Source organism: Chryseobacterium subflavum (assembly GCF_055762745.1).
On the sequence record NZ_JBVTMR010000001.1, the window covers coordinates 1942838 to 1958003 of the forward strand.

The 15166-nt window shown below is 35.9% G+C and carries 14 protein-coding genes; 6 read left to right on the forward strand and 8 right to left on the reverse strand.

Annotated elements, in window-relative coordinates:
• Positions 1-118: 118 nt before the first annotated feature.
• From bla-A to AC0INN_RS08645, 5 genes are all read left to right on the forward strand, one after another.
• Positions 119-997 (forward strand): CGA/CIA family class A beta-lactamase, encoded by an 879-nt coding sequence (gene bla-A / locus AC0INN_RS08625; RefSeq protein WP_306612720.1) that lies wholly within the window; start codon positions 119-121, stop codon positions 995-997.
• Between the two features lie 75 nt (positions 998-1072).
• A complete protein-coding gene (locus AC0INN_RS08630) occupies positions 1073-1480 on the forward strand; it encodes a hypothetical protein (protein ID WP_273648351.1) in 408 nt (135 codons plus the stop codon).
• Positions 1481-1499: 19 nt separating this feature from the next.
• Positions 1500-2390, forward strand: coding sequence for a 3-hydroxybutyryl-CoA dehydrogenase (locus AC0INN_RS08635; protein ID WP_306612912.1), 891 nt, complete (start codon positions 1500-1502; stop codon positions 2388-2390).
• An 83-nt stretch (positions 2391-2473) separates the two neighbouring features.
• Positions 2474-3790 (forward strand): hypothetical protein, encoded by a 1317-nt coding sequence (locus tag AC0INN_RS08640; protein ID WP_273648352.1) that lies wholly within the window; start codon positions 2474-2476, stop codon positions 3788-3790.
• Positions 3791-3826: 36 nt separating this feature from the next.
• Entirely contained in the window at positions 3827-4066 is a 240-nt protein-coding gene (locus AC0INN_RS08645) for a hypothetical protein (RefSeq protein ID WP_007845674.1), read from the forward strand.
• Positions 4067-4115: 49 nt separating this feature from the next.
• Here AC0INN_RS08645 and AC0INN_RS08650 read toward each other — a convergent pair whose 3' ends face one another.
• The 3 genes from AC0INN_RS08650 to dnaN form a co-directional block, all read right to left on the reverse strand.
• Positions 4116-4526, reverse strand: a complete 411-nt coding sequence (locus AC0INN_RS08650; RefSeq protein ID WP_172278924.1) for an META domain-containing protein — start codon at positions 4524-4526, stop codon at positions 4116-4118.
• 145 nt (positions 4527-4671) lie between these two features.
• Positions 4672-7074, reverse strand: a complete 2403-nt coding sequence (gene pheT, locus AC0INN_RS08655; protein WP_273648353.1) for a phenylalanine--tRNA ligase subunit beta — start codon at positions 7072-7074, stop codon at positions 4672-4674.
• A gap of 207 nt (positions 7075-7281) precedes the next feature.
• Positions 7282-8412, reverse strand: coding sequence for a DNA polymerase III subunit beta (gene dnaN, locus AC0INN_RS08660; RefSeq protein ID WP_172278928.1), 1131 nt, complete (start codon positions 8410-8412; stop codon positions 7282-7284).
• Between the two features lie 199 nt (positions 8413-8611).
• Between dnaN and AC0INN_RS08665 the strand changes: the two genes are divergently transcribed.
• A complete protein-coding gene (locus AC0INN_RS08665; RefSeq protein WP_172278930.1) occupies positions 8612-8968 on the forward strand; it encodes a diacylglycerol kinase family protein in 357 nt (118 codons plus the stop codon).
• Positions 8969-9016: 48 nt separating this feature from the next.
• On the opposite strand, the gene AC0INN_RS08670 is transcribed toward AC0INN_RS08665, so the two are convergent.
• The 5 genes from AC0INN_RS08670 to AC0INN_RS08690 form a co-directional block, all read right to left on the reverse strand.
• Positions 9017-9349, reverse strand: coding sequence for a gamma-glutamylcyclotransferase family protein (locus AC0INN_RS08670; RefSeq protein ID WP_172278932.1), 333 nt, complete (start codon positions 9347-9349; stop codon positions 9017-9019).
• Complete coding sequence (locus tag AC0INN_RS08675) at positions 9350-9976, reverse strand: SGNH/GDSL hydrolase family protein (protein WP_273648354.1); 627 nt, start codon at positions 9974-9976, stop codon at positions 9350-9352. It abuts the gene before it with no gap.
• A 90-nt stretch (positions 9977-10066) separates the two neighbouring features.
• Positions 10067-10447 carry a barstar family protein gene (locus tag AC0INN_RS08680; protein WP_273648355.1) on the reverse strand — a complete coding sequence of 127 codons (381 nt, stop codon included), beginning with the start codon at positions 10445-10447 and terminating at the stop codon, positions 10067-10069.
• A gap of 13 nt (positions 10448-10460) precedes the next feature.
• Entirely contained in the window at positions 10461-14156 is a 3696-nt protein-coding gene (locus tag AC0INN_RS08685) for a phosphoribosylformylglycinamidine synthase (RefSeq protein WP_273648356.1), read from the reverse strand.
• A gap of 27 nt (positions 14157-14183) precedes the next feature.
• A complete protein-coding gene (locus AC0INN_RS08690; RefSeq protein WP_273648357.1) occupies positions 14184-15143 on the reverse strand; it encodes a WG repeat-containing protein in 960 nt (319 codons plus the stop codon).
• Positions 15144-15166 lie beyond the last annotated feature (23 nt).

Genomic DNA, 15166 nt, shown 5'->3' on the forward strand with positions numbered 1-15166 from the left:
CTTTTCCGGATTATTCATTTCTATTGTCAAGACGTGAGTATATCCTAATAAATTAAGCTATGGTTATACATGTAAAGAGATTTATTTTTTAAATTTACGGCGATATAAATTGACCATTATGAAAAAAGCAGGATTTCTATTTCTCTTGATTTCTACATTTACTTTTGCCCAGCATACAGCCCTGGAACAAAAAATAAATTCTATCATCAATGACAAAAAAGCTACTGTAGGAGTTTCTGTACTGGAAATGGAAAATCAATCACTTTACAGCAAAAGCGGAGATAAAAAGCTCCCAATGCAAAGTGTCTTCAAATTTCATATTGCTGCCACTGTTCTCAATTTTGTAGATAAAGGAAAACTGTTGTTAAATCAGAAGATTTTAGTTAAAAAATCAGATTTTCTTGAGGATACATGGTCGCCACTTAGAGAAAAATATCCCAATGGTAATATTGAACTTCCTTTAAGTGAAATTATAGACTTCACCGTTGCGCAGAGTGATAATAATGGGTGCGATATTCTTTTAAGGTTAATTGGCGGAACGGATACAGTTCAAAAATTTATGGATACCAAAGGAATAAAAAATTTCCAGATTCGCTTTAACGAAGATGAAATGCATAAAGACTGGAATGCACAATATCAAAATTACAGTTCAACGAACTCCATCGTACAGGTTTTGAAAAAGTTTTATAAGGGACAGTTACTTTCCAGAAAATCCACAGATTACCTGATGAAGGTAATGCTAGGCACCAAAACAGGAACAAACAAACTGATTGAGCAGCTTCCTAAAAACACACCTGTGGCTCATAAAACAGGCTCTTCAGGTAAAAATAAAGATGGGCTTACCGGTGCTGAAAACGACATGGGAATTGTAACCCTTCCGAATGGAAAACATTATGCCATAGCTGTATTTGTAAGCAACTCTATGGAAACAGAAGCTGCAAACTGTAAAATCATTTCAGATATTTCAAAAGCAGTTTGGGATGATTTTAGTAAGTAAATATTAAAGCTTAATTTTAAGCGAAATAAAAAGCGCTCAATTAGGGCGTGATTAAACCTAATCTTATTTATTACAATGAAAAAAATAGCAATACTTTTCAGCATTTTTTGTTTCAGCTTCTTTTTTTCTCAAAAGAGCCAGAACTATTTACAGGTAGGCTACGCAAGCATTTGTTGCGGAACACCTTCCGAAGATCCTGTGATTAATTACATATCAAAGTTTCAAAAAAAGAATAAGACAAAACCTTTTGAAATTTACAAACAAAGCGGACTGGGCAGAGAGGGGGAATTTAATCTTTATATCGGGATCGATTCCTTAGCAAAAACTAAAAAAAAGAAGTTCATATCCGGACTTAAGGCTGCTATATCTTCTCAAAATGCAGTAAGAAAAAGCAACAGCGGAAATGTGAACTTTGATGAAACGCAAATCGTCACAAAAGCAGATTTAGCCAATTCAAGAAATTTAACTATCTATAAAAAATAATTTAATTAAAGGAAAAATGATCAAAAACGTTGTAGTTATCGGAGCTGGAACCATGGGAAATGGTATTGCACATACTTTTGCGCAAAGCGGATTTAAAGTAAATCTTGTAGATGTTTCTCAGGATGCTTTAGACAGAGGAGTAAAAACCATTACCACCAACCTCGACAGAATAATTGCAAAGGGCAACCTTACAGAGGAGCAAAAAGCAGAAACTTTAGGAAATATCACCACTTTTACAGAGTTGAAAGAAGCTGTGGGAACCGCTGATTTAATCGTAGAAGCAGCTACTGAAAATCAGGATCTGAAACTGAAAATCTTCGGACAGATGGATGAATTTGCTCCGGAAAACTGTATTCTTGCAACCAACACTTCTTCTATCTCCATTACAAAGATAGCCGCTGCAACTAAGAGAGCTGATAAGGTGATCGGTATGCACTTTATGAATCCTGTTCCAATTATGAAACTGGTTGAAATCATTAAAGGATACTCTACTTCCAAAGAGACTTTTGATATCATCTATGATATGAGTAAAACTTTAGGAAAAGTGCCTGTGGAAGTAAATGATTACCCTGGTTTCGTTGCTAACAGAATTTTAATGCCTATGATCAATGAGTCTATTGAAACATTATATAACGGTGTTGCAGGCGTTGAAGAAATTGATACGGTAATGAAACTTGGAATGGCTCATCCAATGGGACCTCTTCAGCTGGCTGATTTCATTGGTCTTGATGTTTGTCTTGCTATTCTTAATGTGATGTATGACGGATTTAAAAATCCAAAATATGCCCCGAATCCTCTATTGGTAAATATGGTAATGGCAGGAAAACTGGGAGTAAAATCAGGAGAGGGTTTTTATGACTACTCCGAAAGCAAAAAAGCTGAAAAAGTTTCAAAAATGTTCTCGAAATAATTCTAGTGATTATCAGTTGTGAGTTATAAGTTATACATTTGAACAACGGTCTGTTCTGGCTGTTATCATTGATCACAACCCTAATGAAAATTAAAGAAAAAAATATTCAGATATCATTGGTCATCATTATTGTAATGATGACCATTTTACGTTTTTTACTCAATGAGAAAGGCAGGGTAAGCCCGGATTCAATCCGGTATATGAGATTTGCTCATGTATTCCCGACTATTGATAATACGACAACACCTGTAGGATATCCGTTAAGTATTAAGCTTTTTACATATCTGGGGATGGACGAATTCTGGAGCAGTAAAGTAATCGGGATTCTGGCTTTTCTTTTTATTGTGGCCTTTGCCTGGAAAAAAAACTTTTTCTTTAAAGAATCTGTTATCGTCAGTGCTTTATTCAGTTTCGTTTCAATTTACTCTTTTACGATGAGTGAAGCGCTCATCCTTCCATTTGTATTTTTATTCCTGTATACAGCACATTTAATTATTACTGGACAACTGGAAAAAGGAAAAGCTGTATTTTATCTTTCTTTATCATTAATTGCCTTATATAATATCCGCTATAGTTCATTGTTTATTATGGGGGGAACAGGGCTTTTCGGATTATTGGTATGGAAAAAAAAGTATGCCCGTACTTTCATTATTTCAGGTTTCATTGGTTGTGGTTTTGTAGCTTTATACAAGTTTACTTTTTTGGATTATTTTAATGAAAACTACATTAAGCAATCCTTAGAAATGGGTCTCCACCCTACTTCACAGCTGTTGGTTGAATTGTTTCAGGGTCTGGCTACTACTTTTAATCCTTTTATTCATATTGCAGATCCGGGAGGTGGTTTGATTAATAATGTGATTTATGGTATCGGATTTCTGAATATCTGTCTGATGGTATTTCTTTTTATTAAGATCCGGTTATCTGACAGTGATCTGTTCTTTCTTGTTATTGGAATTTCAGGAATCATATGTTCCTTTTTTGTTCAGTATTTTTATCCTGTCAATCCTATAGATTATCGGTTATTAGCTCCATTCAGCTTACCTCTGTGGCTAATGTACTTCAAAAGACTCTTTGATATCTTCAATATAAAAGTGTATGCAATCGGAGCATTAAGTTTGCTGTCAGGAATACTCTTTACCTGGCTTTCAAAAGGCAATTATCTGGAAAACAGAAAAAATATCAGTCAATTTTTAGAGACTGAAAATCTTAAGGATAAACCTATCACATTTTATTTGGAAACGACCGAAGACCTGGAAAAAATACAGGTTGCAGAATTAATAAGCACAGTCAATTCCAATATAAGCCTGACATTCAAGCCTCAAGATACCCTACAGAAAACTACACTTACCCAGTACAAAGTTTTACAAAAAATTAGGATCGACAAGAACAAATATCAATAATTTTATTATCTTTGAGAAAGTTAAAATATTAAAAAAATGAAATTACCAAAGTTTTTATTAGCAGACAATTCGGAATTTCCTGAGGATTTATTCGTGGTTCATACAGAATACCCAAGATTTATCTTGAACGTTGAGGAAGAAGAAGTTGAGTGGCTGGATGATTTAGAAGGAGACGATGAAGAGACCATGGCAGACGAAGCTACTAAAGTGGTAGAAGCAGCGTTCAAATGGTGTGACGAAGAATTAGCTAAATACGACGAAGAAGAGGAAGAATAAGAAAACCCTAAAACATAAAAAAGGAACTCAATTGAGTTCCTTTTATTTTTTATTCTGATTTATTAAATTTCAATAATAAAAGATTGTCCTTATACAATTCCAAAGTTGTTCCTGAAATTACGTATTTGTTTGCTTTTCCCATCATATCCATGAAGTTCTGCTCCACATTCATATTATCACAGGCCATTTTTGTAGAACCCATTTGCCCTGCTGAAAAATTACCTGTAGAAGCATCAAGCTTTACCGTACCAAAATAGTTATTACATCCGGCATTTCCATTGATCTTTTCTCCCTCGATATTCAATGTAGGAACTTTCCCTTTTACATTATCCGCTAAAGTCCATTTTGTATTGACCAATGAAGGCTGAGATTTTCCTACTTTTGAAGCAGATGCGCTTGACATAGTTCCGCACGACGCCAAAATCACGGCTGCACTTATACTTAAAAAAAGATTTTTCATTTTTTTCTTTTTTGATTTAACCAAATTTACGGAAATTATATTATTTAAACGGCTTTGAAAGAATTTTATTATTCTTAGAAGGCTAAAGCCTGTCCGTTATCAATGTATATAACAAAAAAACGGGCTTTAGCCCGTTTCTTTATATTTATGATCTTAATTCTGCGTTGAATTCTTTCTGGAAAGATTTAATCAAAGAATCCATTACTTCGGAAATTTCTTTTTCCTCAAGAGTTTTTGCCTCATTTAATAACTCAAAACTCATCGCATAGGATTTCTTTCCTTCCGGAAGGTTTTTTCCTTCGTATACATCAAACAGATTGATGTTTTTAATGAAAGGAGATTTATTCTTTTTGGCTGTCTGATACAGCTCCTGATATGTTATATTCTTATCGATCAGCAATGCCAGATCTCTTCTGATTTTATTGAATTTAGGAATATCCCTGAATTTCAATTCATTCCCAGATCGTAATTGTTGAGCCAATTCAAGTTCAATTTCGGCATAGAAACAGTCCTGGTCAATATCGAAATCTTTCAATAATTCCGGAGCCACTTTTCCAATTCTTACCAATACTTTTCCATCAGCTTCATAAGCAATTGCATCCGAGAATCTGTTATCGGACAAAGCAACTTCTTTATAATCGATTGCCAATCTTTCCAGCAATACTTTCACATAAGCTTTCAGGTTGTAGAAATCCGTTGCTGATTTCGGCTGTAACCAGTTTTCAGCAACCTCTCTTCCTGAAACAAGAATAGCCAGCTGTTTTCTTTCCTCATATTGAGCTCTTTTGTGATAAATCTTTCCAAACTCAAAGAATTTAATATCCTGGTTCTTTCTGTTAATATTATAAATGGAATTTTGAAGAAGCCCTTCCAACAAGGATTTTCTCATGAAAGCCAAATCACCACTCAAAGGATTCAGAAGTTTCACAGCATCCGTTTCATCTTTTACAGAAGTAAGTGAGTTGTTCATTACTTCATTAAAACCTAAACTTTGTAAAGTTCTTGCCCAATTGTTTTCCAATTCATCCTGATCATTAGCGCTTAGCTTTACAGGTGTAAATGATATCTTTTGTGGAGCATCAATCTTATTATATCCGTAGATCCTTAAAATCTCTTCGATAACATCAATTTCCCTCGTCACATCAGCTCTGTAAGCCGGAACAGAAATTTCCAAACCATTTTGAATTTCGTTCAAAACTTTAATTTCAAGAGCTTTTAAAATCTCTTTTACTTTTTCTCTGTGAATTTTAGTTCCAAGAATCTGTTCTATTTTAGAGAACCTTATGATAACATAGCTGTCTTCAATTTTCTTTGGATATTCTTCCAGCAACTCTCCAACCAGTTTTCCTTCTGCAATTTCCTGGATCATTTTGATAGCGTGGGTAATAGCTGTTCTTGTAAGGTTAGGATCCACTCCCCTTTCAAACCTGAATGATGCATCCGTGTTCAATCCATGAAGTTTAGCTCCTTTTCTTACCGCTACCGGATTAAAATAAGCACTTTCCAAAAAGATTGTTTTTGTCTCATTAGAAACTCCGGAATTGGCACCACCAAAAACACCGGCAATACACATCGGTTTATCTTTTCCATCTTTGATCATGACTTCAGAACCGTTTAAAGTTCTTTCCACACCATCCAAAGTCGTAAATTTTGTTCCTTTTTTTACGGTCCCTACTTTTAATTTTTTATCAGCAATTTTGTCTGCATCAAAAGCATGGAGCGGTTGTCCGAATCCGTGAAGAATATAATTGGTAATATCCACGATATTGTTGATCGGGCTTAAACCGATTGCTTTCAATCTGTTTTTCAACCATGCCGGAGATTCTGCTACTTTTACATCTTCAATAACAGCTCCTATATATCTAGGGCATAATTCAGCATCTTCTACTTCTAAAGTAAAGTTATGAGCACCTTCATTATTTAATGGTTCCGAAGCTACCTTTTCAAACTGGGCTTTTTGCTGATTGGTTGAAAGAAAAGCATAAAGATCCCTTGCTACACCATAGTGCGACATAGCATCGGTCCTGTTAGGCGTTAAACCAATTTCAATTACCTCATCAGTTGCCAATTCAAAATAATCTGCAAAATTCTTTCCTACTTCATATTGTGCTTCGTCAAGAACCATGATTCCTCCATGATCCTCACTAAGGCCTAGCTCATCTTCTGCGCAGATCATTCCTTGTGAAACTTCACCTCTGATCTTTGCTTCTTTAATTTCAAAAAAGTTTCCGGTCTTATCGTAGATTTTTGTTCCCACCACTGCAACTGGAACAGTTTGTCCGGCTTCCACATTAGGAGCACCACAAACGATGTTAAGCACCTTTCCGTTTCCTACATCTACAGTTGTTTTCTTAAGTTTGTCAGCATTCGGATGTTTTTCGCAGGTTAAGACCTTACCTACTACAATTCCTTCCAGGCTTCCTTTTACACTTTCAAATTTATCTATACCTTCAACTTCAAGACCAATATCTGTAAGGAACTCACCGATTCTTTCAGTTTTCAATTCCGTTTTTATGTAATCTCTCAGCCAGTTATTTGATATTTTCATCTGCTTAAATCTATTTTTTATCGGTTAAATGCCAACCTTATAAGGTTTCATTCACTTTATTTTGAAAATTTTTACTTCGAATTTTGCGTTTACAAAGGTCGTGTTTTTTTAAGAAATAACGAAATTTTTAACTTCCCAACTGAACGCAAAAACAAAAAAAAGAGGTCCTGAAAATTCAAAACCTCTGTTATTTAATTGAGCTTAATCTTATAGTCCGATTACCGGCATTGATAACATTAAGATATTTTCGTTTTCTTCAAGACCGTCAAGAGGTTCAATGATTCCCGGTCTGTTTGGCTGAGACATTTTCATTGTGATATCGTCAGAACCAAGAATAGTCAACATTTCTGTTAAAAACTTAGAGCTAAACCCGATGTTGATATCTTCTCCGTTATAATCACAAGGGATCTGCATATCTGCTTTGTTTGCATATTCCGTATCTTCTGCGTGAAGGTGAAGGATGTTGGCAGATAATTTAAATCTTACCTGATTGGTTGATTTATTAGACATGATCGATGCTCTTTTGATCGCACCTAATAGCAGGTTTCTGTTGATTGTTAATACATTCGGATTTTCTTTTGGAATAACCGCAGTATAGTTAGGATATTTTCCGTCAATCAGTCTACAGATCCAGATATGTTTACCAAAAGTAAATTTAGCCATGTTCTCATTGAAATCGATAGTAACGTCTTCGTTGGAACTTGCCAATATATTTTTGAAAATATTTAAAGGTTTTTTAGGCATGATGAACTCCATAGGTTCTACGTTCATCAGGTCCATTCTTTTGTAAACAACCAGTCTGTGAGAATCTGTAGAAACAAAATTCGTCTCATTTTCCCCGAACTGGAATAGAACTCCTGTCATCACCGGACGAAGAGAATCATTACTTGTTGCAAAAAGAGTATTGGTAAGTGCTTCAGATAAAATACCTGCGGACATGGTCACGCTTTGTGAAGCATCAAATTCAGGAAGCTCCGGATAATCATCCGCATTATCCAATGCTACTGCGAAATTATCCTTTTCATCCAAAATTTCCAGCTGGCTACCCGTTCCCTCAGCATTATCCTTTACAGAAAATGTAAGCGGTTGTTCACCATATGTTTTGATAAAATCTTGAAAAATTTTAGCAGGAACAGCAAATTTACCCGAATCATCAGACTTTACTTCCAAAGAAGTTACAAGAGTTGTTTCGCCATCAGATGCTGTAATGGTAACCTGGGTTTCGTTTAATTCGAAAAGATAGTTTTCTAAGATCGGTCTCGATTGAGAGCTTGATATTACGCCACTTACAGTTTGCAAAGCCTTCTGCAATTCACCACTTGAAATAATAAATTTCATAGATTTAAAAATAAATTTTTACAAATATAATAAATAGAAAATAGATTAAAAAATATAATTCTGAGAGTTATTAACAACGAGTAAAAGATTTTTAAAACTACTTCCGGGATACTTTTTTAATGGATAAACCATCATTAAGGACTAAAGATAGGCATTTTCTTTGATCAATTAATTATATTTGTACATAATCTTTTTTATCATGCGTAAACCTCCTATTCATACAAGTTTCCGGAATGCTTTTCGAGGTCTTTTTTTAATGATAAAAACAGAAAGAAATTTTCAGATCGAGTGTATTGCTCTGCTGATCAACATTTTCCTTATTTTTTATTTACAGTTATCAAAATTCGATACTGCCCTCGTTCTCATCGTTTCTTTTGGGGTTTTAAGTACGGAAATTCTTAACACTGCCATTGAAAGGATCTGCGATATCATTCAGCCTGAATTTGACAAAAGAATAGGCTTTATTAAAGATATTTCAGCAGGTGCTGTAATTCTTATGGCTATTGTATCTTTAATTGTAGGGATTTTGGTTTATCCGAAGTATCTATTCAGCTAGAGAAAGCCGAAATCGTGCTCTGCTTAGAATAATTACTGTTACCTAGAATTATCTTGCGACATAAATAAAGCCCTTCCTTCCGGATTTAAAAATCGTTTCGATTCTTTTATAATCGTCCACTTCGTACGCATCAGCCAACAGAATTTCATCGTCTGTAATCTCAAAAAGCATCCCTTCTACCTGGTCTTCGACATGACCTGAAAACGTTAAAATAGGATGGTATTTCTGGTTACTTTTTCTCAGAACTTCCGGATCTGTAATCTCAAGCATTTTTAATGTATAACCTATGAGAACATCTTTATCACCTTTGAGCAGTCTTCCAAAGGTTTGGGTCTGTACCTGCTCTTTCTGTAAAGTTCCGTATGAAAATAAATAAGGCATCTATAAATATTTTTCAATGGTTGGAATTGCAATTTCGGCCATCATTCCATACCCTTTTTCATTGGGGTGTACGCCGTCCTGGGAAAGAAGAACTTCTTTATCGTCTACCAATGCGGAATAAAAATCGATATAGGTTAAAGAATGCTTTTCTGTCATGCCTTTCAGAATACTATTGTAAGTAAGGACCTCATCATTGGTTCTCAGCTTTCCGGAAGCAACTTCAATTCCATCTACATTTTTAGAAAAAGGAAGAATGCTCACCAGATATATATCTGTAGTAAATTGTTTTGCAATTCTGATGGCCTCCTCAATATTAGCTTTAAAATCCTCAGGCGCTACCATTTTATTTCCATTTTTAATAGCTAGGTCATTTGCCCCATAGGCAATAAAAACAACATTCCCATCTGCGGAATTCCTTGCAGCCAGCTCATGAGGTATCCTCTTTATCAGACCTTCCGTTGTTTCTCCTCCGATTCCTAAATTATAAACAATCAATTCATTGTGACCTTCATGGAATTTCTGTAATGCATATCTTTTTAAAATATCAACCCATCCACCAAATACTCCGTCATATTCACCATATGTAATACTGTCCCCAAAGAACAGCGCATAAATCATTCTTTTCATTTCTAAGTCTTATAATTTAATCACTAAGATTTTAAAGCGGTAAGAAGTTACCTGACCATAATCTTTATCCCCTTTAATGGATTGTTAATTTCAATCCAAAATTAGCTTAATATTTTGATGTGATTCAATAATTTCTACGAGAATATCAAATAAAGTTTGTCCCTTTTGTGCTATCAGCTCGTTCAGTTTTTCTCTGATCATTTCTATATTAAAAGGTTTTCCCTGCCTTATTTTTTTCTCATAAAACTCGCGGGTGGCCTCGAAACCCAAATCATGTCCGGATTTTCCAGATTTCTTCCAGATCAATTCAATTTCTTCATGGGGTTCAAAAACTCCAAATCCACCATACAGAATATCATCAAAACCATCCAAAGTTCCGACTTTCCAGTCAGCATTTTTCATCAGTACTTCTGAAACTTCGTCATAGAAGCCCGCCAGATCAAAAAAATGACCGCCATTAATGACGATCATTTTTTTATTATTTTTATTTGAAGTACTCAACTCCATTTTTAAAGATATTGTGATAGTTCGCGGTTGGTATATTCTTCATGAGACCTTCAGCAAATCGTTCCGGATGCCCCATTCTACCAAAGATCTTACCACATGGACTGGTAATCCCTTCAATTCCGAATAATGAATTATTAGGGTTGAAAGGCATCCCGTGGGCAATGTTTCCATCAAGATCAATGTACTGGGTAGCAATCTGTCCGTTCTCATATAATTTCCTGATTTCATCTTCTGAAGCCATGAAACGTCCTTCACCGTGGGAAATCGGAATGGTGAAAGTCTGTCCTTTCATTCCTTTTAACCAAGGGCTTTCGTCATTTACTACCTGCACTGTTACCATCTGGGAGATGTGTCTTCTGATGGCGTTGTGAGCTAATGTTGGAGAGTTCTCATCCAGATCTTTGATTCTTCCGTAAGGTAAAAGTCCCGATTTCACTAGCGCCTGGAATCCATTACAAATTCCGATGATCATTCCGTCCCTGTCTAATAATTCGTGAACTGCATTTTTCATTTTCTCGTTTTTCAGAACGTTTACAATGAATTTTGCAGAACCATCCGGCTCATCACCAGCAGAGAAACCTCCTGAGAATGCAAGGATCTGAGATGTTCTGATTTCTTCCACCCATGCATCAATGCTTTCATCGAGTAACTGGTGATTGATATTGATTAAAGGTAAGCTGCTTACTACAGCGCCTTCTTTCTGGAATGCATTCAGTGTGTCATATTCACAGTTGGTTCCCGGGAATACCGGAGCAAATACTTTCGGCTGTGCGATTCCGTGTTTTTTAATGATGATATTTCTTGGGTTGACCGAGTTATGTTTTGCATCAATTTCAACCGTGATCTTTTCTTTTTCTACAGTCGGGAAAAGATTTTCAAATGTATTAGTATTGGCCGCTACAAGATCTATAATGTCTGATTCAATACCGTTAATTTTTAAGGTTCCTGAGTCTTTTACTTCTCCGATCAACTGAAGGGAAGCTGCGTTTAATTCCTCTTTCGCCTCGATAACTAAGCTTCCGATATTTTTCGCTAATAATACATTTTCATCAGCATTGATCTCTGCTCCTAATCTGTTTCCGAAACTCATTTTTGCCAAAGCTACGGCAAGACCACCTTCTTTTACTATTTTTACAGAAACAATTTTCCCGGATTTGATATTTTCGAAAATGAATTCAAAAACTTCTTTTAAAGCATCATAGTTTGGAAGTCCGCTTTCCTGAGCAACGTGATTGAAGAAATACAGTTTGTTCCCTGCACTTTTCAATTCAGGAGAGATGATGTTTTCTTTATCTCCGTTGGCACATGCAAAAGAAATCAGGGTTGGTGGAACGTTAAGGTCCTGGTATGTTCCACTCATCGAATCTTTACCTCCGATTGCTGCCAGACCCAATTTGATCTGAGCATCATAAGCCCCTAAAAGAGAGGCTAAAGGTTTGCCCCATTTTTCAGGGTTTTGTCCTAATTTTTCAAAGTATTCCTGAAAGCTTAACCTGATATTTTTATAATCACCTCCCATGGCAACAATCTTTGCCACACTCTCCACGACAGCGTAAGATGCTCCTAACAGTGAGTTTTGTTTTGAGATCTCAGCATCGAATCCCCAGCTTGCGAGAGAAACGGTTTTGATATCTTTTGCTCCTAAAATAGGTAGTGTCTGCACACTTCCTTCCATCAGGGTTTGCTGGTATTTACCTCCCAAAGGCATAGCTACCGTAGTGGCTCCGATAGAAGAGTCGAACATTTCAAGCAGTCCTTTCTGGGAAGCTACGTTTTTATCTTTTAAGATGTTCAGGAAGTTTTCTGTTGTGAAAGCTTTTGTTTCTTGTTTTACTTCTTCCAGGTGAGTGATTTTCACTTCCTGAGATTTTGAACATCCGTTGGTATCTAAGAATGCTCTTGAAAGATCTACAATTTTGTCCCCTTTCCAGAACATCTGCATTCTTCCGGAATCTGTCACTTTTGCCACTTCTACAGCCACAATGTTTTCAGCTTCACAGAATTTAATGAATTTTTCTTTATCCTGAGGATCTACCACCACAGCCATTCTTTCCTGAGATTCAGAAATAGCCAGTTCGGTTCCGTTTAATCCTTCATATTTTAATGGTAATACATCAAGGTTTACTTCTAAAGAGTCTGCGATCTCACCGATTGCCACAGAAACACCTCCTGCTCCGAAGTCGTTTGATTTTTTGATCAGCTTCGTTACTTCAGGGTTTCTGAATAATCTCTGAATTTTACGTTCCTCTACGGCATTTCCTTTCTGAACCTCTGAACTCATGGTGTGAATAGAGGTTTCGTCCTGTTCTTTTGAACTTCCGCTTGCTCCCCCTACTCCGTCACGACCTGTTGCTCCTCCTAAGATAATGATTGAATCACCATTAGCAGGTTTCTCACGTCTTACCCAGTCTACAGGAACAGCCCCGGTAACGAAACCTACCTCCATTCTCTTGGCTTTATAGCCTTCATCATAGATTTCAGAAACCATTGTCGTGGCAAGCCCGATCTGGTTACCATAAGATGAATATCCGTTGGCAGCCTGTTTCGTAATGGTTTTTTGAGGTAGTTTTCCCGGTAATGTTTTATCAACCGGTTCTAAAACATCGGCAGCACCTGTTAATCTCATGGCCTGAAATACGAAAGATCTTCCGGACAACGGGTCTCTGATCGCTCCTCCTAAACATGTAGATGCTCCTCCGAAAGGTTCAATTTCCGTCGGGTGGTTATGCGTTTCATTTTTGAATAATAAATACCAAGGTTCTTTTTTACCATCGTATTCTGCTTCGATCTGAATGGTACATGCATTAATCTCATCAGAAATAACAAGGTTATCAAGATTCCCTGTTTTATGGAAATACTTTCCGCATACCGTTGCCAGATCCATTAATGAAATCGGCTTCAGTTCACGCCCTAAGAATTTTCTTTTTTCGATATAATCATTGAAAATAGTTTCCAATGTATGTTTGAACTGACCTTCAAACTGTATGTCTGACAATTCTGTTTCAAAAGTTGTATGACGACAGTGGTCACTCCAATAGGTATCTAATACTTTTAATTCTGTTTCCGTAGGATTTCTTTGTTCAGTTTTGAAATATTCCTGAATGAATTTCAGGTCGTCCAATCCAAGTGCAAAACCATGATTATTATAAAAGTTTTCAAGTTCAGCATCATTGAAATTGATGAAGTTTTCGTGGATGATTACTTTTGATGGTGTTTCATCAGCAGGAATATCCAGAATAGATAAATCTTTTTCCTGAGATTCCACTTTATTGATTAGAAGATCTTTGATCTTAACCAAATCGGCTTCAGAAACTCCTTCAAATTCAATCAGTTTTCCACTTCTTACTTTTGATTTTTCATTTTCTGTCAGTAAGGCGATACACTGCTGTGCAGAATCTGCTCTCTGATCATACTGTCCCGGTAAAAATTCCATTCCGAAATGAATAGCTTTTGCAGGGTTCTCTGTATGCAAAATATCAGTAACAGGGTCTACAAAAGTGTTATTGACCACTTTTTCAAATTCTCCGTCATTCAGGTTGAAAATATCATACACATTGTATACTTTCACGCTTTGAACAGCCGGAACAACCGCTTTTACCTCATCAAAAATTTTTGGACTTTCAACATCGAAAATACCTCTTTTTTCTACGAAAATTCTTTTGTTATTAGACATTAGATGTCAGATATTATATTATTAGACTTATTTACTTATTTTATTAGGATTATCAGGATGTTCTTCCTGATATTTCTGAGCTTTTACGATTTCTCTCTTAAGCCATTTTTCAAAAGGAACCTTTTCATTATCATAGTCCAGTGCAAAAATTTCCTGGCCCTCTGCTGAGACTAAAAATTTGAAATCAAATGTTAATCCCACATCTATTTTCCTGTAATCATATGTATTTACCTGATAAAAAGGAAAGTTTTCTTTTGGTCTTTCAACGATTTCAAAAAAAAGTCTTTTTTCCTCTTTGGATAATTTATTATACCAGTTGACATAATAGATTTCCGAAAGTTTTGTATTTTGTTTTTCGAAAAATTGAAGAATACGTTTCTCCTTCTCATTATATTTGAATGGATTTGGATAAAATTTCCCATTAACTTCTACGGAGTTCGTTTGTGCCGCAACAGGTTGGATCACTTCTCCTTTAAAATTCATCACTCCCCATGTTCCTCCTACCATTGCTTTGTGCTCATCATTGGTTTTTTCCCAATCACATCCATCACAATAGGCTGCATATCCGTAATTAAATGGTGAAACAAAATCATGTTTGGCTTCAATTACCGTTGTACCGTTTCTGTCTACAAAACCTACCTTCCCATTTTTAACAAACCGTCTTACTCCTTCAGAAAAATAGTCAGCACCATTATCGTACAGGAAAGGTCTGTAAAGGAAATTCCCTTTTTTATCATAGACATATCCCCAGGCGTTTTTTTCTTTTATCTCATCCTTTTTAGACCCGTCGAAATAAATGGTTTCTTCTTTTACAGGATCGCCGTCTTTTAGAAATGAAAAGACTTTGAACTGCGCAGGAACAATAATTTTCCCGGTATGATCTTTTACCCCTACCAAAGAATCTTTTGATTTAAAGTAGGTTAAAACATCTTTTCCCTGTGAAAAGGAAAGAGTGGGTATCAAAAGGAAAAATAGTATTCTGTTCATACCTGCAATGAAATAAAAAATGC